The 20,131-nt window shown below is 64.8% G+C and carries 17 protein-coding genes and 1 tRNA gene; 8 read left to right on the top strand and 10 right to left on the bottom strand.

The annotated features are described in order from the left end of the window. Position 1: 1 nt before the first annotated feature. Positions 2 to 1,804, bottom strand: coding sequence for a translation elongation factor 4 (gene lepA / locus ACM9LZ_RS17355; protein WP_416620762.1), 1,803 nt, complete (start codon positions 1,802 to 1,804; stop codon positions 2 to 4). A 153-nt stretch (positions 1,805 to 1,957) separates the two neighbouring features. Continuing rightward, positions 1,958 to 2,857 carry an alpha/beta fold hydrolase gene (locus ACM9LZ_RS17360; protein WP_416620763.1) on the bottom strand — a complete coding sequence of 300 codons (900 nt, stop codon included), beginning with the start codon at positions 2,855 to 2,857 and terminating at the stop codon, positions 1,958 to 1,960. A gap of 336 nt (positions 2,858 to 3,193) precedes the next feature. Between ACM9LZ_RS17360 and ACM9LZ_RS17365 the strand changes: the two genes are divergently transcribed. Beyond that, the gene (locus tag ACM9LZ_RS17365; RefSeq protein WP_416620764.1) at positions 3,194 to 4,477 is read left to right on the top strand and encodes a mechanosensitive ion channel family protein; all 1,284 of its coding nucleotides are present in this window, start codon (positions 3,194 to 3,196) and stop codon (positions 4,475 to 4,477) included. A 64-nt stretch (positions 4,478 to 4,541) separates the two neighbouring features. On the opposite strand, the gene ACM9LZ_RS17370 is transcribed toward ACM9LZ_RS17365, so the two are convergent. Further along, positions 4,542 to 5,579: a DUF1838 family protein gene (locus ACM9LZ_RS17370; RefSeq protein WP_416620765.1), complete on the bottom strand. Its 1,038-nt coding sequence runs from the start codon at positions 5,577 to 5,579 to the stop codon at positions 4,542 to 4,544. A gap of 196 nt (positions 5,580 to 5,775) precedes the next feature. Here ACM9LZ_RS17370 and ACM9LZ_RS17375 point away from each other — a divergent pair, with 196 nt between their 5' ends. The 4 genes from ACM9LZ_RS17375 (at position 5,776) to ACM9LZ_RS17390 (ending at position 8,811) form a co-directional block, all read left to right on the top strand. Then, complete coding sequence (locus tag ACM9LZ_RS17375) at positions 5,776 to 6,180, top strand: YciI family protein (RefSeq protein ID WP_416620766.1); 405 nt, start codon at positions 5,776 to 5,778, stop codon at positions 6,178 to 6,180. Then, complete coding sequence (locus ACM9LZ_RS17380; RefSeq protein ID WP_416620767.1) at positions 6,177 to 7,433, top strand: RNA polymerase sigma factor; 1,257 nt, start codon at positions 6,177 to 6,179, stop codon at positions 7,431 to 7,433. Before ACM9LZ_RS17375 ends, ACM9LZ_RS17380 begins: the two co-directional genes overlap by 4 nt. 88 nt (positions 7,434 to 7,521) lie before the next feature. Continuing rightward, complete coding sequence (locus ACM9LZ_RS17385; RefSeq protein WP_416620768.1) at positions 7,522 to 7,986, top strand: VOC family protein; 465 nt, start codon at positions 7,522 to 7,524, stop codon at positions 7,984 to 7,986. A gap of 96 nt (positions 7,987 to 8,082) precedes the next feature. Further along, positions 8,083 to 8,811: an SIMPL domain-containing protein gene (locus ACM9LZ_RS17390; protein ID WP_416620769.1), complete on the top strand. Its 729-nt coding sequence runs from the start codon at positions 8,083 to 8,085 to the stop codon at positions 8,809 to 8,811. Positions 8,812 to 9,037: 226 nt separating this feature from the next. Here ACM9LZ_RS17390 and ppdK read toward each other — a convergent pair whose 3' ends face one another. The 5 genes from ppdK to ACM9LZ_RS17415 all read right to left on the bottom strand — a co-directional run bounded on the left by ppdK (position 9,038) and on the right by ACM9LZ_RS17415 (position 16,511). After that, positions 9,038 to 11,719, bottom strand: coding sequence for a pyruvate, phosphate dikinase (gene ppdK, locus ACM9LZ_RS17395; protein WP_416620770.1), 2,682 nt, complete (start codon positions 11,717 to 11,719; stop codon positions 9,038 to 9,040). 429 nt (positions 11,720 to 12,148) lie between these two features. Further along, entirely contained in the window at positions 12,149 to 14,269 is a 2,121-nt protein-coding gene (gene glyS / locus ACM9LZ_RS17400; protein WP_416620771.1) for a glycine--tRNA ligase subunit beta, read from the bottom strand. Between the two features lie 51 nt (positions 14,270 to 14,320). Then, positions 14,321 to 15,229, bottom strand: coding sequence for a glycine--tRNA ligase subunit alpha (locus ACM9LZ_RS17405; RefSeq protein ID WP_416620772.1), 909 nt, complete (start codon positions 15,227 to 15,229; stop codon positions 14,321 to 14,323). A 153-nt stretch (positions 15,230 to 15,382) separates the two neighbouring features. Continuing rightward, positions 15,383 to 15,637 carry a hypothetical protein gene (locus tag ACM9LZ_RS17410; RefSeq protein ID WP_416620773.1) on the bottom strand — a complete coding sequence of 85 codons (255 nt, stop codon included), beginning with the start codon at positions 15,635 to 15,637 and terminating at the stop codon, positions 15,383 to 15,385. 52 nt (positions 15,638 to 15,689) lie between these two features. After that, positions 15,690 to 16,511 carry a S49 family peptidase gene (locus ACM9LZ_RS17415; protein ID WP_416620774.1) on the bottom strand — a complete coding sequence of 274 codons (822 nt, stop codon included), beginning with the start codon at positions 16,509 to 16,511 and terminating at the stop codon, positions 15,690 to 15,692. Between the two features lie 206 nt (positions 16,512 to 16,717). Between ACM9LZ_RS17415 and ACM9LZ_RS17420 the strand changes: the two genes are divergently transcribed. After that, on the top strand, positions 16,718 to 17,410 hold the full coding sequence (locus ACM9LZ_RS17420; RefSeq protein WP_416620775.1) for a substrate-binding periplasmic protein: 693 nt from the start codon (positions 16,718 to 16,720) through the stop codon (positions 17,408 to 17,410). 7 nt (positions 17,411 to 17,417) lie between these two features. Here the strand turns inward: ACM9LZ_RS17420 and ACM9LZ_RS17425 are convergent, their stop codons facing one another. Then, a complete protein-coding gene (locus tag ACM9LZ_RS17425; RefSeq protein ID WP_416620776.1) occupies positions 17,418 to 18,182 on the bottom strand; it encodes a tRNA1(Val) (adenine(37)-N6)-methyltransferase in 765 nt (254 codons plus the stop codon). After that, on the bottom strand, positions 18,179 to 18,394 hold the full coding sequence (locus ACM9LZ_RS17430; RefSeq protein ID WP_416620777.1) for a putative signal transducing protein: 216 nt from the start codon (positions 18,392 to 18,394) through the stop codon (positions 18,179 to 18,181). Before ACM9LZ_RS17430 ends, ACM9LZ_RS17425 begins: the two co-directional genes overlap by 4 nt. A gap of 160 nt (positions 18,395 to 18,554) precedes the next feature. On the opposite strand from ACM9LZ_RS17430, the gene ACM9LZ_RS17435 reads away from it, so the two are divergent. Both ACM9LZ_RS17435 and ACM9LZ_RS17440 read left to right on the top strand, forming a co-directional pair. Next, complete coding sequence (locus ACM9LZ_RS17435) at positions 18,555 to 19,577, top strand: polyprenyl synthetase family protein (protein WP_416620778.1); 1,023 nt, start codon at positions 18,555 to 18,557, stop codon at positions 19,575 to 19,577. 213 nt (positions 19,578 to 19,790) lie between these two features. Then, positions 19,791 to 19,867: transfer RNA gene (locus ACM9LZ_RS17440), tRNA-Pro, on the top strand. Positions 19,868 to 20,131 lie beyond the last annotated feature (264 nt).

The raw sequence follows: 20,131 nt of genomic DNA on the forward strand, positions 1-20,131 counted from the left end.
ATCAGTTGTCGCCCATCTTGAGGGCCGCGATGAAGGCGCTCTGCGGGATTTCAACCTCGCCGAACTGGCGCATGCGCTTCTTGCCTTCCTTCTGCTTGTCCAGCAGCTTGCGCTTGCGGCTGATATCGCCGCCATAGCATTTGGCCAGCACGTCCTTGCGCAGGGCCGCGATGGTCTCGCGCGCGATCACCTTGGCCCCGATGGCAGCCTGGATGGGAATCTTGAACAGATGGCGGGGGATCAGGTCCTTCAGCCGCTCGCAAAGCTGACGGCCACGATATTCGGCCTGGCTGCGATGCACGATCATGGACAGCGCGTCCACCGGCTCCGCATTGACCAGGATCGACATCTTGACGAGATCACCCTCGCGATAGCCTTCCAGATGATAGTCAAAGCTGGCATAGCCGCGGCTGATCGATTTCAGCCGGTCATAGAAATCGAACACCACCTCGTTCAGCGGCAATTCATAGACCAGCATGGCACGGCCGCCGACATAGGTCAGGTCCACCTGGATGCCGCGCCGTTCGGTGCAGAGCGCCAGCACACCGCCCAGATATTCATCCGGCAGCATGATCGTGGCCTTGATCCACGGCTCCTCGATATGGTCGATCTTCACCACGTCCGGCATGTCGGCCGGATTGTGCATCTCCAGCACCGTGCCATCGGTCATGAACATCTTGTAGACCACCGACGGCGCCGTGGTGATCAGGTCCAGATCGAATTCGCGCTCCAGCCGCTCCTGGATGATCTCCAGATGCAGCAGGCCAAGGAAGCCGCAGCGGAAACCGAAGCCCAGCGCGGCCGAGCTTTCCGTCTCATACTGGAAGCTGGCATCATTGAGCGCCAGTTTGCCCAGGCTGTCGCGCAGATGCTCGAAATCGGCGGCATCGGCGGGGAACAGGCCGCAGAACACGACGGGGATGGACGGCTTGAAGCCGGCCAGCGGCTTTTCGGCCAGCCGGCGTTCCTCCGTGATCGTGTCGCCGACCTTGGTGTCGCGGATATCCTTGATGGCGGCCGTGACGAAGCCCATTTCGCCGGGCCCCAGCCTGTCGACCGCCACCTTCTTGGGCGTGAAAATGCCGACGCGGTCCAGTTCACGGGTGGCGCCCGTAGCCATGAAGCGCACCTTCTGGCCCAGCTTCAGTTCGCCGTTGAATACCCGCACCAGGATGATGACGCCCAGATAGGCGTCATACCAGCTATCGACGATCAAGGCCTGAAGCGGCGCCTCCCGGTCACCCTTGGGCGATGGCAGGCGGGCGACGATGGCCTCCAGCACGCCTTCGATATTCAGGCCCGTCTTGGCCGAAATCTCCACGGCGTCCGAAGCATCCAGCCCGATCACATCCTCGATCTGCGTCTTCACGCGGTCCACATCGGCGGCCGGCAGGTCCACCTTGTTGAGAACGGGTACGATCTCGTGGTTGGCGTCCAATGCCTGATAGACATTGGCCAGGGTCTGCGCCTCCACCCCCTGGCTGGCATCGACCACCAGCAGCGACCCTTCGCAGGCCGCAAGGCTGCGCGAAACCTCATAGGCGAAATCGACATGGCCCGGCGTGTCCATCAGGTTCAACTGATAGGTCTCGCCATCCTTGGCATTGTAATTCAGGCGCACGGTCTGCGCCTTGATGGTGATACCGCGCTCCCGTTCGATATCCATGTTGTCGAGCAACTGCGCCTTCATGTCCCGCGCCTCGATGGCGCCGCAGAATTCGATCAGCCGGTCGGCCAGCGTCGACTTGCCATGGTCGATATGGGCGATGATGGAGAAATTGCGGATTTTTGACAGGTCGGTCATGGATCAAGCCAGGGTGCAGGGATGCGGCGCAAGATAGGGGGTGGCGGACCTTCTGGCAATGACCCGTGGGGGGCATGGGCTGGCAGGGGTGATATGTGGCCGGCCAGCCGGCCACATCGATGGCGGTATCCGGCCGGCGGCGGCCCCGGCTGTTCAGTCGGCCGGCACCGGACGGAAGGCGCCGACATGCGCGGGATAGCGTGGCCCCAGGGCGGAGAGCGGCGGCACGATCCCGGCGAAGGGGTCCCCCGCAGCAGCGTCCAGAAAGGCACGCACCATCAGGGCGGCGTCGGCCGTGTGCATATCCAGGAAGCCATGCCCCCAGCCGGGCACCTCAATCAGGCGGGCGGTGCGGGCAAGGCCGTCCGCCCGGCGGGTCTGCACATCCAGGTCATCGCCCGTCACCAGCACCAGGGCGGGCTGGTCCAGTCCGGCCATGCGCCCCGCCAGGTCATAGGCGAAGGCCGCCTGATGTCCCCAGGCCGACTTGGCCCCGCCCAGCAGCGCATCGGGGAACTTCTCGGCAATCGCCTCCAGATCGGCACCCGGCCGCATATGGTAGTAGTGGAAGCCCTGCCAGCGGGCCAGCAGGTGGCTGCCATCGGCCTGCACCGGCTTTTCCCGGTAAAAGGCGCGGAACTGCTCCCGCTCCTGCGCCGTGATGACGGGGGCGGCCACCATGACCAGCCGGCGGATGCGGGACGGGGCCTGCCGGGCCATTTCAACCGCAATCATCGAACCCGTATGATAACCCATGACATCCACCGGACCCTCAATGCCCAGCGCCGACAATCCGTCCAGCAGGGCGCCGGCATAGTCGGCGATGGAAGGGGGCGACGGCGGCGGGTCCGACAGGCCGAAACCCGGGGTATCGAAGGCGATGGCCGTGCGGTCGGCGCCCATCTCGCCCAGAAAATCCTCAAATACCCGACCGCTCATCGGGCTCATATGGATGCAGAGCAGCGGGGGCCGCCCCCCGCCCCCTTCCCTGGCGATGCGAAGGTGCATCTGACCGAAGCGGCCATCCACATAGGCCCGCCGAACCATCACCATCACGCCCGCTCCATATAATGATGTAACATTAGGTCATTTAATGATGACGATATCCGGGCATGCCGTCAATTCCATCGGCGTCACGCTCTGTGATGGCATCGCCTGCTTATCGCCGGAAGGGAACAGCGCGGGGATTTTCGCCATCAAACCGCGTCATGAAGACCGTTGGAGAGGTGACAGGCACCTGACGACATCGATGCCGGTCAGGATTTCCTGGCATCAAAGGTAGAATTTGACGGGCACCGCCTCTATATTCGCTGGGTCTTCCATCCAGATGCTGGCTTCACACCCGTTGCCGCAGGCGATGAACGCAATTGAATTTGGAAAGGGAAATCGATGGATTCGGATTATTTTCATAATCTGATAGCGGAAAATGCCGACCTGATCCGGACACTGATCGGCTTGACCATTCTGATACTGGCCGCCTGGATTACCAATTCTGTCGTGAAGAAACTGGTATTGCGCCTGATCCAGCGGGGGCTGTCCCTGACCCGCTATGGCAGCGACGAGGCATTGGCCAGCGAGGGGTTGATCCCGCGTCTGGCCAATGTCATGCCGGCGCTGGTCATCATGGCCGGCATCAACCTCGTGCCGGGCCTGCCCGATGCGGTGGTGCTGGTCGTCCGCAATGTCTGCGCGGCCTTCATCATCCTGACCCTGGCGCTGGCCGTCAGTGCCGCGCTGAATATCGTCACCATCGTCTATAGCCGCCGGCCGGATGCCCACCGCAAACCCATCAAGGGCTATGTGCAGTTGGTGAAACTGGTGGTCTTCGCCATCGCCACCATCCTGGTCATTGCGGCGCTGATGGACCGCTCGCCCCTGATCCTGCTGTCGGGCGTCGGTGCGCTGGCGGCCGTGCTGATGTTGGTCTTCCAGGATACGCTGCTGTCCCTGGTGGCCAGCGTGCAAATCTCCTCCGGCGACATGGTGCGTGTCGGCGACTGGATCGAGATGCCGCAGATGAATGCCGATGGCGATGTCATCGACATCGCCCTGCATACGGTCAAGGTCCAGAACTGGGACAAGACCATCACCACGCTACCCACGCGCAAGCTGATCTCCGAGCCCTTCAAGAACTGGCGCGGGATGCAGGAATCCGGTGGGCGGCGCATCAAGCGTTCCCTGTTCCTGGATCAGAACAGCGTGCGCTTCCTGAACCCGCAGGAGATCGAGAATCTACATAATTTCAAGGTCCTGGCCGGCTATCTGGACAGCAAGCAGCAGGAAATTGCCCAATGGAACGCCACGTTGGGCAAGGATGATGAGTATAATATCCGGCGGCTGACCAACCTGGGCACCTTCCGCGCGTATCTGGACCAGTATCTGCGGCAGCATCCCGGCATCCATCAGGGCATGACCATTCTGGTCCGCCACCTGGCCCCAGGGTCAGAAGGGCTGCCCATGGAAATCTACTGCTTTACCAATGACACGGCCTGGGGAAATTTCGAGGCCATCCAGGCCGATATTTTCGACCATTTGCTGGCCATCCTGCCGGAATTCGGGCTGCGCGTCTTCCAAAGCCCCGGCGGATCGGATCTTCAGCAGCTCAACAGGCTTCTGGCGATGCCCCCGCTGCATGCCGCCAACGAGGGGGCGGGCGCCGCAAATCCTGGCTGACCATCTGGCCCCAAGCACAGGTCCTGTGGCGGGGGGGGCGATATCGCCCCCCCCCGCCCATTCTTCAGCCCTTCTGTTCAGCGCGCTTCCGGGCCAGCGGGGAGACATAGCCCGGCACCTCCGGCGGCACGTCCTCCGCATAGGCTTCCAGGGTGCCGCGCACGCCTTCATCCGGCCCGTCCGTCGGTTCCTCCAGCAGGTCCGGCCGGTCGCGTTCCACCCGCTTCAGCACGGCGCGGGGAATATCCTCAACCGTGCCGGTAATCTTGTAACTGTGCATGCGCCCGGTCAGCACGCCATGCACACCGCTTTTGCCCATCAGCATCCAGGGCCACCAGGGGCCCTGCCGCATGAAACCGGCATGGAAACGGGCAGACGGCAGCGAGCGGTCATCGATCTCCGCCGTCGGGGTGAAGATACAGAAATGCTCCGACGGGTTGGCCCGGCGGCCCGTGGATGCCTTGGGCCAGCCTTCGGGCGTCACGGGGTTGGTATATTCATGGGCGTAATCCCAGCTCAACAGGTACTGGTCGCCGATCCGCTGCCAGGGCAGCAGGAAGGGCTTGCCCTTCTGGCCCTGCGTTCCATTGTCGTTGTTGATCGTTTCCCCGTCACCGATCTTGAACACCTTCTGTTCAAGGGTCAGCGTTCCGCGCCAGCGATCGTTCAGGAAGGGGAAGACCTCCACCCGCTCCCCGGTCCAGGGATTGTCCCAGTAATCCAGGATCTCCCCTGTCGCCAGGTCGGTGAAATAGCCGCATTCCTTGCCCATCACCTTGACCGACCCGTCCGGCTGGATGACGTTACGGTTGTTGCCGAAGCCGCAATAGCCGAACAGCGGCATGGCGCGCTTGTCACCGACGATGGCGTACTGCACGCCCTGATAGCCCGACAGCACCGCCTTCGGACCAATGGTCCCCCACATCTTGGCAAAGCCGTAGAGATTCTCCCGCGGGTCCATTACATCCAGCGGCCGGATATCGCCCTTGGCCCTGCCTGTCGCGCCGAAGGCCGGAGCGGATGCCGCCATGGCACCCATACCCGCCAGCCCACCGAACATCGCGCGCCTGGACAGTGAATTGAACATCGCTTCCTGGATCATGGCCCTTACCCGTCTTGTTGGCTTTAAAGGGGCAGCCGCCCCCTGAAAACCTTCGGCCATGATGGTTCGGCCGGCGAAGAATGAATGTCCGCCCTATCCGACCCGCGGGAATCCCACCGTCTGGAAATTTTTCTGAAAGCCCTGTCGGCACGGGGCATAATCCAGCGTCCTGTGGATGAGGAAGGAGGGCCCGCACATGCTGTACGCCATTTTGTGCTACAATGAGGAAGATGTGGTCGGCGCCTGGTCGGCAGAAGAAGATGCCATCGTCATGGACCGGCTGGGCCGCGTCCAGGAGGGCTGGGCGAATGCCGGCAAGCTGGGGCCCGTCGCACGGCTGCTGCCCACGACAGCCGCCGCCACCCTGCGCAAGGGCAAGGAGGAACCTCTGGTCCTGGATGGTCCGTTCGCGGAAACCAAGGAACAGTTGCTGGGCTTCTACATCGTCGATTGCGACGGGCTGGAGGAAGCCATCGAGAAGGCCCGCGAACTGGCCCGCGCCAATCCCGGCACCGGGTCCTATGAAATCAGGCCCGTGGCGCTGTTCCGGCCCGGAGGGCCGCTGGCCCTGTCCCAATCCGAAGGGCCGCTGGCCCCATGAGCGACATCGCCTGGATCAACGCCGCCCTGGCCGCGGCACGACCCCAGGCGATGGGTGCGCTTCTGCGGTATTTCCGTGACCTGGACCTGGCCGAGGAGGCCTTTCAGGAAGCGGCATTGCGCGCGCTCTCGTCCTGGCCCCGCAACGGTCCGCCACGCGACACCGCCGCCTGGCTGATCATGGTCGGCCGCAATGCCGGCATCGATCAGACGCGCAGACGGGCACGGCATGTGGCCCTGCCCGAGGATGATGCCGCCCTGTCCGACCTTTCCGACGGGGAGGCGGCGGCGGCCGAGCGGCTGGATGCCGCCGATTATCGCGACGATGTGCTGCGCCTGCTGTTCATCTGCTGCCACCCCGACCTGCCGTCGACGCAGCAGATCGCGCTGGCCCTGCGCATCGTGTCGGGCCTGAGCGTGCGCCAGATCGCCCGTGCCTTCCTGGTCGGCGACAGCGCCATGGAACAGCGCATCACCCGCGCCAAGGCCCGCATCGCCGCCCGGCCCGTGCCATTTGAGGCGCCGGGCGCCGCCGACCGGCCGGAACGGCTGGCCGCCGTCGCCGCCATGGTCTATCTGGTCTTCAACGAAGGCTATTCGGCCGGCACCGGGGAGCAGTCGGCCCGCGCCCCGCTGTGCGAGGAGGCGATCCGCCTGGGCCGCCTGCTGCTACGCCTGTTCCCGGCCGAACCGGAGGTGATGGGCCTGCTGGCCCTGATGCTGCTGCAACATGCGCGGCGCGCGGCCCGGTTCGCCGCCGATGGCTCCGTTATCCTGCTGGAGGAACAGGACCGTTCGCTGTGGCATCGCCCGGCCCTGACGGAAGGACTGGCGCTGCTGGACAAGGCCGTCCGCCACCGCCGGTCCGGCCCCTATCAGATCCAGGCCGCCATCGCGGCCCTGCATGCCCGTGCGCCCACGGCATCGCAAACCGACTGGGCACAGATCGAACTGCTCTATGGGGGGCTGGAGCTCCAGCAGCCATCGCCCGTGGTCACGCTGAACCGTGCCGTGGCCGTGTCCAAGGTGAAAGGGCCGGAAGCGGCGCTGGCCATGGTGGAACCGCTGGCGGCCCGGCTGGACGGATATTTCCATTTCCATGGGTTGCGCGGCGCGCTGCTGATGCAGTTGGGGCGCAGCGGACCGGCGCGGGAGGCCTTCGGCCGGGCCATCGCCCTGGCCAGCACCCCCGCAGAGGCCAGCCATATCCGCCAGCATCTGGACCGTTTACAGGCCGACGGCCCGGGATCATGATTTTTGCGCGGCATTGTCGGGACCGGCCGGGGGCCGGCGTCCTTGGGATATGGCAACCGGCCGCCACGGCACACAGAAGGGAAGCACCATGTCCGAAACGACCAATCATGCCCACAACGTCCCCGGCGTGATCCCGCATCTGATTGTACGCAACGCCCATGCGGCCATCGACTTCTATATCCGCGCCTTCGGCGCCACGCCGGTCATGCAAATGCCGGCGGAGGACGGGAAGCGCCTGCTGCACGCCCAGTTGCTGATCAATGGCGGCCCGCTGATGCTGTGCGATGATTTCCCCGAATATTGCACCGAGAGCCCGACGGAATTCCCCAGGCGCCCGCCTGTGACGCTGCATCTTGCCGTGGGCGATATCGATGCCGTCTTCGCCCAGGCGCTGGCCGCCGGTGGTGAGCCCGTGATGGCGCCGGCGGACATGTTCTGGGGCGACCGCTATGCCCAGTTGCGCGATCCGTTCAACCATATCTGGTCCCTGTCCACCCCCAGCAAACCCGGGGCAAAGGCCCAGGATTGCGGCCCGGAAACGGCGAAGGCGTGACCGCCATCGCCGCGGCGTCGCTGTCATGACGCCATGACAGCGACATGATCGCCTCGCAGGGTGGGGCAACCCATCCCCCTGCCCGGCGAGGCGATCATGCGCACATCCGTTCTTCTTGCCACGTCCCTCATCGTTTCCGTGGGCATCGCCCTTGGCGGCTATCTCGCCGGTTCGCAACTGGCCCGGATGCGGCTGGCCGATCGCGTGGTCAGCGTGAAGGGGCTGGCCGAGCGGGAGGTGCGCGCCGACCTGGCCATCTGGCCGCTGCGCTTCGTCGCCACCGGCAATGATCTGGGCCAAGTCCAGGCCAAGAGCGCCAAGGACGAGGCCGCTGTACTGGCCTTTCTGGCCCACCACAGGATCGGGGCGGAAGCGGTCGTGTCGCGCGGGCTGGACGTGGTCGATCTGCTGGCCCAGCAATATCGCCAGGGACCTGTTGACAGCCGCTATATCGTCACCCGTACCCTGACCGTGCGCACGGGCGATGTCGACGCCGTCGTCGCCGCCAGCCAGGACATGGCCAGCCTTCTGGACCAGGATGTCGTGCTGGGGGGCGACCAGGGGGGCGGCAACGGGCCGACCTATGCTTTCACCCGCCTGAACGATGTGAAGGCCGAGATGATCGCGGAGGCGACGCGCAACGCCCGCGCCTCTGCCCAGCAATTCGCGGCCGACAGCGGCGCCACCATCGGCGGCATCCGCCGCGCCAACCAGGGCGTCTTCCAGATTCTGGCCCGCAACGAGGTGCCCGGCAGCTATGAAGGGCGGCAGGTCGACAAGACGGTGCGCGTCGTTTCCACGGTCGACTGGGACCTTTCGGAATAACCACCCATGAAAAAGGGGGCCGTCGCCGGCCCCCTTCCCTTCCCCATGTTCAGGCTGGAAAGCCTGGTCGCGGCCTATCTCATACCAGATCCCGGTGAGAGCAACTCACCGGGATCTGGAACGGCAGCGACCGCCGCCGCGCGCCACGTGGCGCGTAGCCAAGCAACGGATGTGGGCGCCGGCGATTGCGGTCCCGGTGATCGGTTGCGATCACCGGGACTTGATATCACGCCTCGCTGGCGCGCTGTTCGCCCTCGATGGCGGCCTGTGCGGCCGCCAGGCGGGCGATGGGCACGCGGTAGGGGGAGCAGGACACATAGTCCAGCCCCACCTTCTCACAGAAATAGACCGAGGACGGGTCGCCGCCATGCTCGCCGCAGATGCCGAGCTTGATGTCGGGCCGGGTCTTGCGGCCACGCTCGGCGGCGATCTGCACCAGTTCGCCCACACCATCGGTATCCAGCGTCACGAACGGGTCATGTTCCAGGATACCCGTCCGCTGATAGTCGGGCAGGAAGGAACCGGCATCGTCGCGGCTGATGCCGAAGGTGGTCTGCGTCAGGTCGTTGGTGCCGAAGCTGAAGAACTGCGCCGTCTCGGCGATCTTGGCCGCCTGCAGGGCCGCACGCGGCAGTTCGATCATGGTACCGACCAGGTACTCGACCTTGCGGCCGGCGGCAGTGCTGACCTCCCCGCCCACGCGGTCGATGACCTCCTTCAGGATGTCCAGTTCCTTCTTGGTGCCGACCAGGGGGATCATCACTTCCGGGGTCACAGTCTCACCCGTCTCCTTGAACACCTCGACCGCCGCCTCGAAGATGGCGCGGGCCTGCATCTCGTATATCTCCGGATAGGAGATGCCCAGACGGCATCCACGATGGCCCAGCATCGGGTTGGCCTCGTGGAGCTGCAGGGACCGGTGCTGAACCTTGGACAGGTCGGTGCCGGCGGCCTTGGCAACCTCTGCCATCTCCGCGTCCGAGTTGGGCAGGAATTCGTGCAGCGGCGGGTCGAGCAGGCGGATCGTGACGGGAAGGCCCTTCATGATCTTGAACAGTTCGACGAAATCCTTGCGCTGCATGGGCGCGATCTTGGCCAGGGCGACGCGGCGGCCGGCCTCCGTATCGGCCAGGATCATCTCACGCACGGCAATGATGCGGTCGGCGTCGAAGAACATATGCTCCGTCCGGCACAGGCCGATGCCTTCCGCCCCGAACTTGCGGGCCGTGCGAGCGTCCAGCGGCGTTTCGGCGTTGGTGCGCACCTTCATGCGGCGATGCGCGTCGGCCCAGCCCATCAGTTCGGCGAAGTCGCCGGACAGTTCCGGCTGGATCGTCTGCACCTCGCCCAGCATCACCTCACCCGTCGACCCGTCGATGGTGATGATGTCACCGGCCTTCACCTCCACATTGCGGACGGAGATGATGCCCCGCTTGTAATCGATGCGCAGCTCGCCGGCACCGGCCACGCAGGACCGGCCCATGCCGCGGGCCACGACGGCCGCGTGGCTGGTCATGCCGCCGCGGGTGGTCAGGATGCCTCGGGCGGCGTGCATGCCGTGGATGTCCTCCGGGCTGGTTTCCACCCGGCAAAGGATGACATTCTCGCCCAGGCCCGCCAGCTTCTCTGCCTCTTCCGCCGTGAAGACGACCTTGCCGCTGGCGGCACCGGGGCTGGCCGGCAGGCCCTTGGCGATGATCTGCTTCGTCGCCTTGGGGTCCAGCGTGGGATGGAGAAGCTGATCCAGCGACTTCGGCTCGATCCGCAGGATGCCTTCCTTCTGCGTGATCAGGCCTTCGCGGACCATGTCCACCGCGATCTTCAGCGCGGCCGGGGCCGTGCGCTTGCCCGACCGGGTCTGCAGCATGTAGAGCTTCGACTGCTGGACCGTGAATTCGATGTCCTGCATGTCGCGATAGTGCCGCTCCAGCTTCAGCCGCACCTCGTTCAACTGCCGGAACACCTCCGGCATGCTCTCTTCCATGGCCGGCAGGTCGGAGCCGTTGGCGATCTTGCCGGCGATGGTCAGGTGCTGCGGCGTGCGGATGCCGGCCACCACATCCTCGCCCTGGGCATTGATCAGATATTCGCCATAGAAGGCGTTCTCGCCCGTGGACGGGTTGCGGGTGAAGGCGACGCCCGTGGCGCAATCCTCGCCCATATTGCCGAACACCATGGCCTGGATGTTCACCGCCGTGCCCCATTCGGCCGGGATGTCATGCAGCTTGCGATAGGTGATGGCGCGGGCATTCATCCAGGAACCGAACACGGCGCCGATGGCGCCCCAGAGCTGTTCCTGCGGGTCCTGCGGGAAGGGGCGGCCCAGGGCCTCCTGCACGACTTCCTTATAGCCCTTGATCACCGCCTGCCAGTCCTCGGCCGTCAGTTCGGTGTCCAGGTTCAGGTCATGGTCGCGCTTGTGGTCTTCCAGCACTTCCTCGAAATGATGGTGGTCCACGTCCAGCACGACATTGCCGAACATCTGGATGAAGCGGCGATAGCTGTCATAGGCGAAGCGGGCGTCACCCGACCGGCGGGCCAGACCCGCCACCGTCACATCGTTCAGCCCCAGGTTCAGCACGGTGTCCATCATGCCGGGCATGGAGGCGCGGGCGCCCGACCGCACGGAAACCAGCAGCGGGTTTTCCGCATCGCCGAACGTCATGCCCACGATCCGCTCGATCTCCGCCAGGGCGGCACCGACCTCGGTGCGCAGCGTGTCGGGGTATTGACGGCCATTGGCGTAAAAGTAGGTGCAGACCTCCGTCGTGACCGTAAAGCCAGGGGGCACCGGCAGGCCGAGATTGCTCATCTCCGCCAGGTTGGCACCCTTGCCGCCCAGGAGGTTCTTCATCTCCGCGCGACCTTCGGCCTTGCCTTCACCGAAGCTGTAGACCCACTTCGTCATGATCTTGGTCCCGTTTGATTATGGGGTTGGGATTGGTCTGGTGGTGACGCTGTGAAACACCGTGCAACAGGATTGGGGATGTCATTGCACGGCAGACGGGCCGGGGCCCGGATGGGGGATGTCGATTGGCGACCCTGTACGGTGGTAACGACGCGGGCAGCACCCACTGTCATCCCCGCGAAAGCGGGGACCCAGCGTAAGGCGCGGTCAGCGCCGATATGAGTCATGTCGCGGCTACCGCCGCTCTCGCTGGATCCCCGCTTTCGCGGGGATGACGGTGGGGCGGGCGGGTGGAAGGGGCGGACAGTGTCGTGCCCCGCCACTACCAAACTACCGCACTGCAACAAGGATAACGTAATTCCACTACCTACACCGCCGCACCCCGCCCGCCGTTTGGGGCGGGGGGTGCAGGGGTGATGGATCATGGGGTCAGCCTTCGATCTTCGAGAAGTCGGCGATTTCAGAGAAAAGCGCACGCAGCGCCGCATAAAGTCGAAGCCGGTTCTCGCGAACATCAGCTTCGGGTGCGTTCACCATGACATTGTTCGCGAACTGGTCAACCGGGCCACGAAGAGCGGCCAAGGCAACCATGGCCTCTTCGAATCTCTCGTTCGAAATCAATGTTGGAATGGTTGAATTAGCCGTACCCAGTGCGTCATAAAATTCGATCTCAACCGGCTCGCCCCGCCGCTCCGGCATGCCCGTTACGATACGGTCTTCCTTACCCTCTTCCTTAAAAAGAAGGTTGATCCCGCGTCGATATGTGCCAAGGAGGTTGCCGCCGTCTGGAGAAGCAAGAAAACTTGAAAGCGCCCTGACCTTGTCGATCAACAGCGTCAGGTCAGTTACTCGACCATTGTTTTCACGAACTGCCCGAATAACGTCAGCCCGGATGCCTTGCTCCCGAAGAGCAACTTCCAGTCGGCCGTAGAAGAAGAAGACCAATTCGCCGACAGTGGTATCGGCGGCTCCGGCAGCTTTGAAAATTGCTGCCAAATCGACTCTGAGGTTGTTCTCAAGAATTAGCCGGATCACACCGAGCGCTGCACGGCGAAGACCAAATGGGTCGCGGCTACCGGTCGGGAGTTCTTCGATCCCAAAGAACTGGACCAGCGTATCGATCTTTTCGGCCAGGGCCACGGCCACCGACACCTTGTCGGTCGGCACGCGGTCGCTCGGGCCCAGCGGCTTGTAATGGTCGGCAATCGCCTCGGCCACGGGGGCGGGCAGCCCTTCGTGATAGGCGACGTAGCGGCCCATGATGCCCTGGACCTCGGGGAATTCACCCACCACGCCCGTGGTCAGGTCGGACTTGGACAGGCGGGCGGCCAATGCTGTCTGTTCCACCACCGTCGTGTCCCAATTCAGGGCCTTGGCGATGGAAACCGACAGAGCCTCAATCCGCTCCACGCGCGCATGCAGCGTACCCAGCTTGGCATGGAAGGTGATGTCCTTCAGGCCGGGCAGCCGGTCTTCCAGCTTCACCTTCAAATCCTGGTCCCAGAAGAACTTGGCGTCCGACAGGCGGGCGCGCAGCACGCGCTCGTTCCCCGCCACCACGGCCACACCGCCATCAATGGTGTTGCGGTTGGCAACCACCACGAAGCGCGGGGCCAGCCTTCCATCGGCGGTTTCCAGGGCGAAATAACGCTGATGCGTGCGCATCGACGTGGTCAGCACCTCGGCCGGGACGTCCATGAACTTGTCATCGATGGCACCGGTCAGCACGACGGGCCATTCGACCAAACCCACCACTTCCTCCAGCAGGCCGGGATCATCCTTCAGGACGAAGCCCTCCGCCACGGCGGCCTTTTCCGCTCCGGTCAGGATCAGGCGTTTGCGGAACTCCCGATCCAGCACGACATGGGCCTTCAGCAGCTTGTCCTTGTAGTCGGCGAAGCCGGTGACGGTGAATTCACCGGGGGACAGGAAACGGTGGCCCTGCGTCTTGTCGCCATAGGGGATGGTGACGGCCTTGACCTCACCGGCCAGACAGACAGTGCCGTCCGACTGTTCCGGTGCCGTTTCCGCCGTCGCCAGGGTCAGGGCGCCGGGAATGACCGCGCCGTCGAACAGGGCCAGGATGGAATGCAGCGGGCGGACCCACATGAAATCATTGGCCCCCCAGCGCATGGATTTGGGCCAGGGCAGTTCGCGGATGGCGGCATCGATGATACCGGGCAGGGCGTCGATGGTGGCGCCGCCCTTCTTCTCGATCACCGCGAAATAGAACACGCCCTTGCCGGTGTCGCGCTGTTCGGCCTGATCGATGCTGGACAGGCCGGCGGATTTCAGGAACCCGGCCAGCGCCTGTTCGGGCGACCCGACGCGCGGCCCCTTGCGCTCGTCACGCACATCGGCCTGGGCGGCCGGCACGCCATCCACCACCAGGGCCACACGGCGCGGCGTGGAATGGGCCTCCGCCCGATCGAAGGTGATGCCGGCGGCCGTCAGCTTGTCCGTCACCAGGCGCCGGAAATCATCGGCCGCACGCACCTGCATGCGGGCCGGGATCTCTTCCATGAACAGTTCGATCAGCAGTTCGGCCATTTTGGTCACAAGCGTCCGGAGATTATTGTTCTGGTATCGTAATGATCAGCTTCAGGCGGCCTGCCCGCGGCGGTAGCCATCGGCCAGCCACGCCTCGCAGCAGGCCTTGGCCAGTGTGCGCACCCGCAGGATGTAGCTCTGCCGTTCCACCACCGAAATGACACCGCGCGCATCCAGCAGATTGAACAGGTGGCTGGCCTTGATGCACTGGTCATAGGCCGGCAGGGCCAAACCGTGGGACAGCAGGGAAGCACACTCCTTCTCCGCGTTCTGAAAATGCTGCAGCAACATCCCCGTATCCGCATATTCGAAATTATGCGCGGAATATTCCTGTTCGGCGCGGTGGAACACCTCGCCATATTTCACGGCCGGACGATCACCCACGGGATCGTTGAAGCGCAGGTCATAGACGTTTTCCACGCCCTGGATATACATGGCCAGACGTTCCAGGCCATAGGTCAGTTCCGCCGCCACCTTGTCCACCGCGATGCCGCCGACCTGCTGGAAATAGGTGAATTGCGACACTTCCATCCCGTCGCACCACACCTCCCAGCCCAGGCCCCAGGCGCCGAGCGTCGGGCTTTCCCAGTCATCCTCGACAAAGCGGATATCGTGCAGGGCGGGATCGATGCCCAGCGCCACCAGAGACTGCAGGTACAGGTCCTGGATGTTGGCCGGCGACGGCTTCATGATCACCTGGAACTGGTAATAATGCTGCAGCCGGTTGGGATTTTCACCATAGCGGCCATCCTTGGGCCGGCGGGACGGCTGCACATAGGCGGCGTTCCAGGCGTCCGGGCCCAGCGCGCGCAGGGTGGTGGCCGGGTGGAACGTGCCGGCACCCACTTCCATGTCATAGGGCTGCAGAACCAGACAGCCCTGGGCCGCCCAGAAATTCTGCAAGGTCAGGATGACACCCTGGAAGGAGAGGGGCTGTTTGCCCGATGCGCTGGCCGCCATTGTCCTTGAACTTCACACTACTGTTGCAGTGCGTGGCACCTTAATGAGCGTCAAGGACCAAATCAAGGCAGCCGCCCGGTTACGTTCTGTGCGGGGAACGCAGGGCTGGCGATGGTTTGTTGCGCACAAAGGGTGATGGCGGCCGCCCCCGCCTCAGCGCGGGCAGCCCGGCGTGCCGCACTTGCCCGCACCGGCCGCGACATAGACGCCGCAGACGGTGCATTTGGCCATGTCCTGCGTATCGGCGGGTTCCTGGCGGCCGGTCCCCTTGCGCGCGGGTCGTTCCCCGCCGCCATTGCGGCGCAGCGCGTCCTGGCGTTGGCGCTGTATCCTGCCCAGCAGGCGGAAGCCGTACCAGACGACGAACAGGATGCCGATCAGGGTGAGGAGTTTGGTGAGGGAGATCATGGGCGCCAAAGGTGGGAGAAGCCGCCGCGCGGGGCAAGTGAAATCGGCAGGCTCACAGCCCGTAGCGGGCAAAGGCAGCCCGTTCGGCCGCCATGTCGGCCAGGCCGTCGGCCAGCCTCCCGGCGTCCAGCCCGATCAACCGCCCCAGCCCGCCCCGCCGGGCCGGGTTGATGGTGCGCACCTGCACCTTGTCGCCGAACCGTTCACGCAACACACTGTGCAGGCAGCCCAGCCGGTCGGCCAGGCCCAGTTCCACGGCGCGCCGGCCCGTCCAGACATTGCCGTTGAACAGTTCATCCTCCGTCGCGTTCAGGCGCCCGGCCCGCCGTTCGCGCACCCATTGCTTGAACTGCTCATGGATATCGACCTGCAGATCGCGCACATGCGCCACATCCTCCGGCCTTTCCGCCTGGAACGGGTCCAGCATGGATTTGCGGGTGCCGGCCGTATAGATGCGGCGGTCGACACCCAGCTTGTCCATCAGGCCCGTGAAGCCGAAGCCGGCAGAGATGACCCCGACCGACCCCACGATGGAACCGCCATCCACCACGATCTCGTCCCCGGCGCAGGCCAGCCAATAGCCGCCGCTGGCGGCCAGATCCTCCACGAAAACCAGGACAGGCACGGATTTCTCCACCGCCAGGGCGCGAATCCGGCGCGCGATCAGCGCCGACTGTACAGGTGAACCACCCGGCGAATTGATCGCCAGCGCCACGGCCGCCAGATCGGCCGGGGCGAACGCCCGCTGGATATCCTGTTCCAGCCCCTCCAGCGACAGGCCCCGGCGTTTCGTGCCGATGACACCGGAAAGGCGCAGCACGTTGACCAGCGGCGAAACGGACAGGCCGGCAATCTTCTTCAGGCGGCGGATCATATCGGTGAACCTTCGGTCTTCATATCAACCAGCAGAAGGTGGGGATGCGACCCGCCGACCGGAAGACCTCTCCACCATCCGAAAGAACAATAGCGGCATTTGACCTTGCCCGATGCAATGTGCAGTCTAAGCATATGAAAAAGGGCAATATCAAAATATACCTTTATGCATACGCCCTTCTTCTCGCACTGGCCGTGGCGGGGGGGATGCCCACCCACGCGCACGCCGGCAGCAGGAATGTGGATATCCTGGCCGTGCAGTCGCCGCCGATGGCGATGGAAAATGCCGAGGCACCGGGCGCGGTCCTGGAACTGACACTGGCCGCGATCCGCCGCGCGGGCATGGAGCCGCAGCTCCGGTTCATCCCGTGGCGCCGGGCACAGGAAATGGTGGTGGCCGGCAAGGACATGCTGATCACACCCGTCACCTGGCTGCCGTCCCGCGACGGGAAATTCACCTGGATTGCGCCCGTGTGCCGGATCGAACGGGCAATCGCCAGCCTGAAGGCGCCGATCGACAGCCTGGAACAGGCCATGGCCGAACGGCGGACCCTGGTGGTCGGTGCCGGCAGCGCCCAGGAGCAGCAGTTGCGGGACATGGGCTATCCCGCCGAACTCATCAGCACGCCGCCGCTAGGCTCCCGGGAAGCCGACATGCTGGCCAGCGGCCGGGTCGACGGGTGGTATGGCAGCACGCTTCATATCCGGATGCGCTGGCAGCAGGAGGGCCGCGGCCTTCCCCTGCATATCGGGCGCAAGGTGGCAGATGACGAGATATTCCTCGCCTGCTCGCGCGATTGCAGCCCGTCCCTGGTCGCGGCCCTGCGCACCGCACTGGAAAGCCTGCAGGAGGACGGGACGCGGGACCGTATCCTGGCCCGCTATAGCCTTTCCTACTGATCCCCCGTCACCCGACGGGCAGGGGCATGCCATCGCGCAGGATCGCTTCCGCCGCCGGCATATATCCCTGTCCGTCCCCATGCAGGACCAGACCCGGCAGCAGGGACAGGGGACCTCGCGCATCCCGCCGCGCGGAAAGGATGATCCGCCGCGCCGGCTGGCCCGCGCGCGGCCACAGCGGCAGAAGCCGGATATCCCCGAACCGCCCCGCCAGCAGCGACAGCAACAGGTCCAGCCGGTCGGCGGGATAGATCAGCGTCAAGGTGCCACGGCTGCGCAGCAGGCGCAGCGCAGCCTGGATGAAACCGGCCAGGTCACCGGTCCCCTCCCCCGCCCCCTCCCCATGGCTGGCCGCCTTGTGCCCGCTGGGTGACGGGGTGTGCCGGCCGGCCGGCCAGAATGGCGGGTTGGCCATCACATGGTCGAAGCTGTTGGGCCGCAGGTCCGGCGGCGGATGGGCAAGGTCACCCTCCAGGATGCGGACCCGTGCGTCCAGGCCGCTGGCCGCCGCCGCCTGCCGGGCCAGGCCGGCGGCCATGGGCTGGATTTCCAGCCCCGTGACCTGAAGCCCGGGCACCCGCGCCGCCAGGCACAGCAGGGCCGCCCCCGTGCCACAGCCCAGTTCCAGCACGCTGTCCCCCGCTGCCGCCCCCACGGCGGCAGCCAGCAGCACGGGATCGATGGCGGTACGATATCCCTGCCGGGGCTGGAACAAAGTGACGCGCCCACCCAGAACGGGGGTACGTTCCACCAGGGACGCATCGTCCGTCATGGCACCACCGGCAGGCCCGCGTCGCGCAACAATGCGCGCGCCGCCGCAAAATCGGCATCGGCCACGCATAGACGCCGGGGAATGGCACCGATGCTGCCTTCCAGCGCCGATGTATGCTGGTCCAGAAGGATGGCGAGGATACCCGCATCGGCCAGCAGCGATTGTGCAAAACTCAGCTCAACGGGGTCGTTGCTGCGGATCAGGGGCTGCATCTGGGTCCTGTCAGGTGGCAAGCTCAAGGCGGACATGCCGCGCGCAGGCGCGTGCGGGCCTTGACCCCACGCCCTGCCCCGCTATGCTCCCCCGCAATCCTGGGCCCGTCAACCGGGCTTCGATCCTGTTTGCCGTCTTCTCGCGATGGAGCCTTGACCCGTGGCCACCGTGACCACCCTTGATCCCAAGCGCCGGAAGCCGGACACGAACGCGCTCGACCAGCTTGTCGCGCTGGTCGCCGATGATCTGGCCGATGTCAACGAGATCATCGTTGACCGCATGCATTCACCGGTGGAACTGATTCCCCAGCTGGCCGGCTATCTGATTGCCAGCGGTGGCAAGCGGTTGCGCCCCGTGCTGACCCTGGCCGCCGCACGCATGTGCGGTTATCAGGGCGAACAGCACAAGCCGCTGGCGGCCTGTGTGGAGTTCATCCACACCGCCACCCTGCTGCATGACGATGTCGTCGATGAAAGCGATCTCCGCCGTGGCCAGGCCAGCGCCAATGCCGTGTTCGGCAACAAATCCTCCGTGCTGGTCGGCGACTTCCTGTTTTCCCGCGCCTTCCAGGTGATGGTGGAGGCGGGGTCGCTGGATGTGCTGCGCATCCTGTCCAATGCCTCGGCCGTGATCGCGGAGGGCGAGGTTCTCCAACTCACCACCTCCAACGATACGGAGACGAGCGAGGAGGCCTATCTGGAGGTCATCAGGGCCAAGACCGCGGAACTATTCGCCGCCGCCTGCCGGATCGGCGCCGTGGTGGCTGGCCGTTCGGCGGCAGAGGAAGAAGCGCTGCGTTCCTACGGGCTGAACCTGGGCGTGGCCTTCCAGCTTGTCGATGATGTGCTGGACTACTCCGCAGCGCAGGCCCGGCTGGGCAAGACCATCGGCGACGATTTCCGCGAGGGCAAGATCACCCTGCCCGTCGTGCTGGCCTTCCGCCGTGGCGACGACGAGGAGCGGGCCTTCTGGCGCCGGACGATGGAGGAGCTGGACCAGGGCGAGGATGACCTGGACCGGGCCATTGCCCTGATGAACAAACACAATACCCTGCGCGACAGCGTGGAGCGGGCCCGCCATTACGCATCGGTGGCCCGCGATGCGCTGGGACTGTTCCCGTCCAGCCCCGTGAAGCGGGCGCTGCTGGAGGTACTGGAATTCGTTGTGGACCGCGATTACTGACGCGGCGGCTTCCAGATGGATATTGCCAAGGCCGGGAAAGGATGCCTTTCCCGGCCTTTTTCTTATCGAAAAGAGGGGCTTGCCGGCGCGCGGCTGCCATGCGGCACCCCGGGGGTGGGAAAATGCGATCTAGTGCTTGCATGGTCCATTCGATGGCGCTATACAGCCGCCCACGCAAACGACGCCCCCGGCGAAACGATGCGTGAAGCATGACGGAGTATAGCTCAGCCTGGTAGAGCGCTGCTTTCGGGAGGCAGAGGCCGGAGGTTCGAATCCTCTTACTCCGACCAGCTAGACATGTAAAACGGCTCGGGTTTTCCCCGGGCCGTTTTGCTTTTGGCGGGTTTGCGGCGCCAATACCCACAAATGAGAACGGCACCCGACCGATCACGATCAGGTGCCGTTGAAAGCCAACATATCGGACGGCGGCAGTCACCGCCGCACCCGTTCGATCCAGGGGCCGGTATCAGGCCACCGGTCCCTGCCCCCTGCCAGACAGGCCCGTCAGGACGGTGTGGCGCCAACCCAGCGGGTCAGGGGCATCCCCGCGCTGT

The organism is Niveispirillum fermenti, from assembly GCF_048066175.1.
Classification (GTDB): domain Bacteria; phylum Pseudomonadota; class Alphaproteobacteria; order Azospirillales; family Azospirillaceae; genus Niveispirillum; species Niveispirillum fermenti.

Bases quoted from the DNA above. Each gene is read 5' to 3' on its own strand.
- ACM9LZ_RS17380 (WP_416620767.1), top strand. From the start codon at position 6,177: ATGAGCGACATCGCCTGGATCAACGCCGCCCTGGCCGCGGCACGACCC.
- ppdK (WP_416620770.1), bottom strand. From the start codon at position 11,719: ATGACGAAGTGGGTCTACAGCTTCGGTGAAGGCAAGGCCGAAGGTCGC.
- ACM9LZ_RS17365 (WP_416620764.1), top strand. From the start codon at position 3,194: ATGGATTCGGATTATTTTCATAATCTGATAGCGGAAAATGCCGACCTG.
- ACM9LZ_RS17410 (WP_416620773.1), bottom strand. From the start codon at position 15,637: ATGATCTCCCTCACCAAACTCCTCACCCTGATCGGCATCCTGTTCGTC.
- ACM9LZ_RS17430 (WP_416620777.1), bottom strand. From the start codon at position 18,394: ATGCAGCCCCTGATCCGCAGCAACGACCCCGTTGAGCTGAGTTTTGCA.
- ACM9LZ_RS17360 (WP_416620763.1), bottom strand. From the start codon at position 2,857: ATGGTGATGGTTCGGCGGGCCTATGTGGATGGCCGCTTCGGTCAGATG.
- ACM9LZ_RS17390 (WP_416620769.1), top strand. From the start codon at position 8,083: ATGCGCACATCCGTTCTTCTTGCCACGTCCCTCATCGTTTCCGTGGGC.
- glyS (WP_416620771.1), bottom strand. From the start codon at position 14,269: ATGGCCGAACTGCTGATCGAACTGTTCATGGAAGAGATCCCGGCCCGC.
- ACM9LZ_RS17375 (WP_416620766.1), top strand. From the start codon at position 5,776: ATGCTGTACGCCATTTTGTGCTACAATGAGGAAGATGTGGTCGGCGCC.
- ACM9LZ_RS17415 (WP_416620774.1), bottom strand. From the start codon at position 16,511: ATGATCCGCCGCCTGAAGAAGATTGCCGGCCTGTCCGTTTCGCCGCTG.
- ACM9LZ_RS17370 (WP_416620765.1), bottom strand. From the start codon at position 5,579: ATGATCCAGGAAGCGATGTTCAATTCACTGTCCAGGCGCGCGATGTTC.
- ACM9LZ_RS17405 (WP_416620772.1), bottom strand. From the start codon at position 15,229: ATGGCGGCCAGCGCATCGGGCAAACAGCCCCTCTCCTTCCAGGGTGTC.
- ACM9LZ_RS17420 (WP_416620775.1), top strand. From the start codon at position 16,718: ATGCCCACCCACGCGCACGCCGGCAGCAGGAATGTGGATATCCTGGCC.
- ACM9LZ_RS17385 (WP_416620768.1), top strand. From the start codon at position 7,522: ATGTCCGAAACGACCAATCATGCCCACAACGTCCCCGGCGTGATCCCG.
- ACM9LZ_RS17425 (WP_416620776.1), bottom strand. From the start codon at position 18,182: ATGACGGACGATGCGTCCCTGGTGGAACGTACCCCCGTTCTGGGTGGG.
- lepA (WP_416620762.1), bottom strand. From the start codon at position 1,804: ATGACCGACCTGTCAAAAATCCGCAATTTCTCCATCATCGCCCATATC.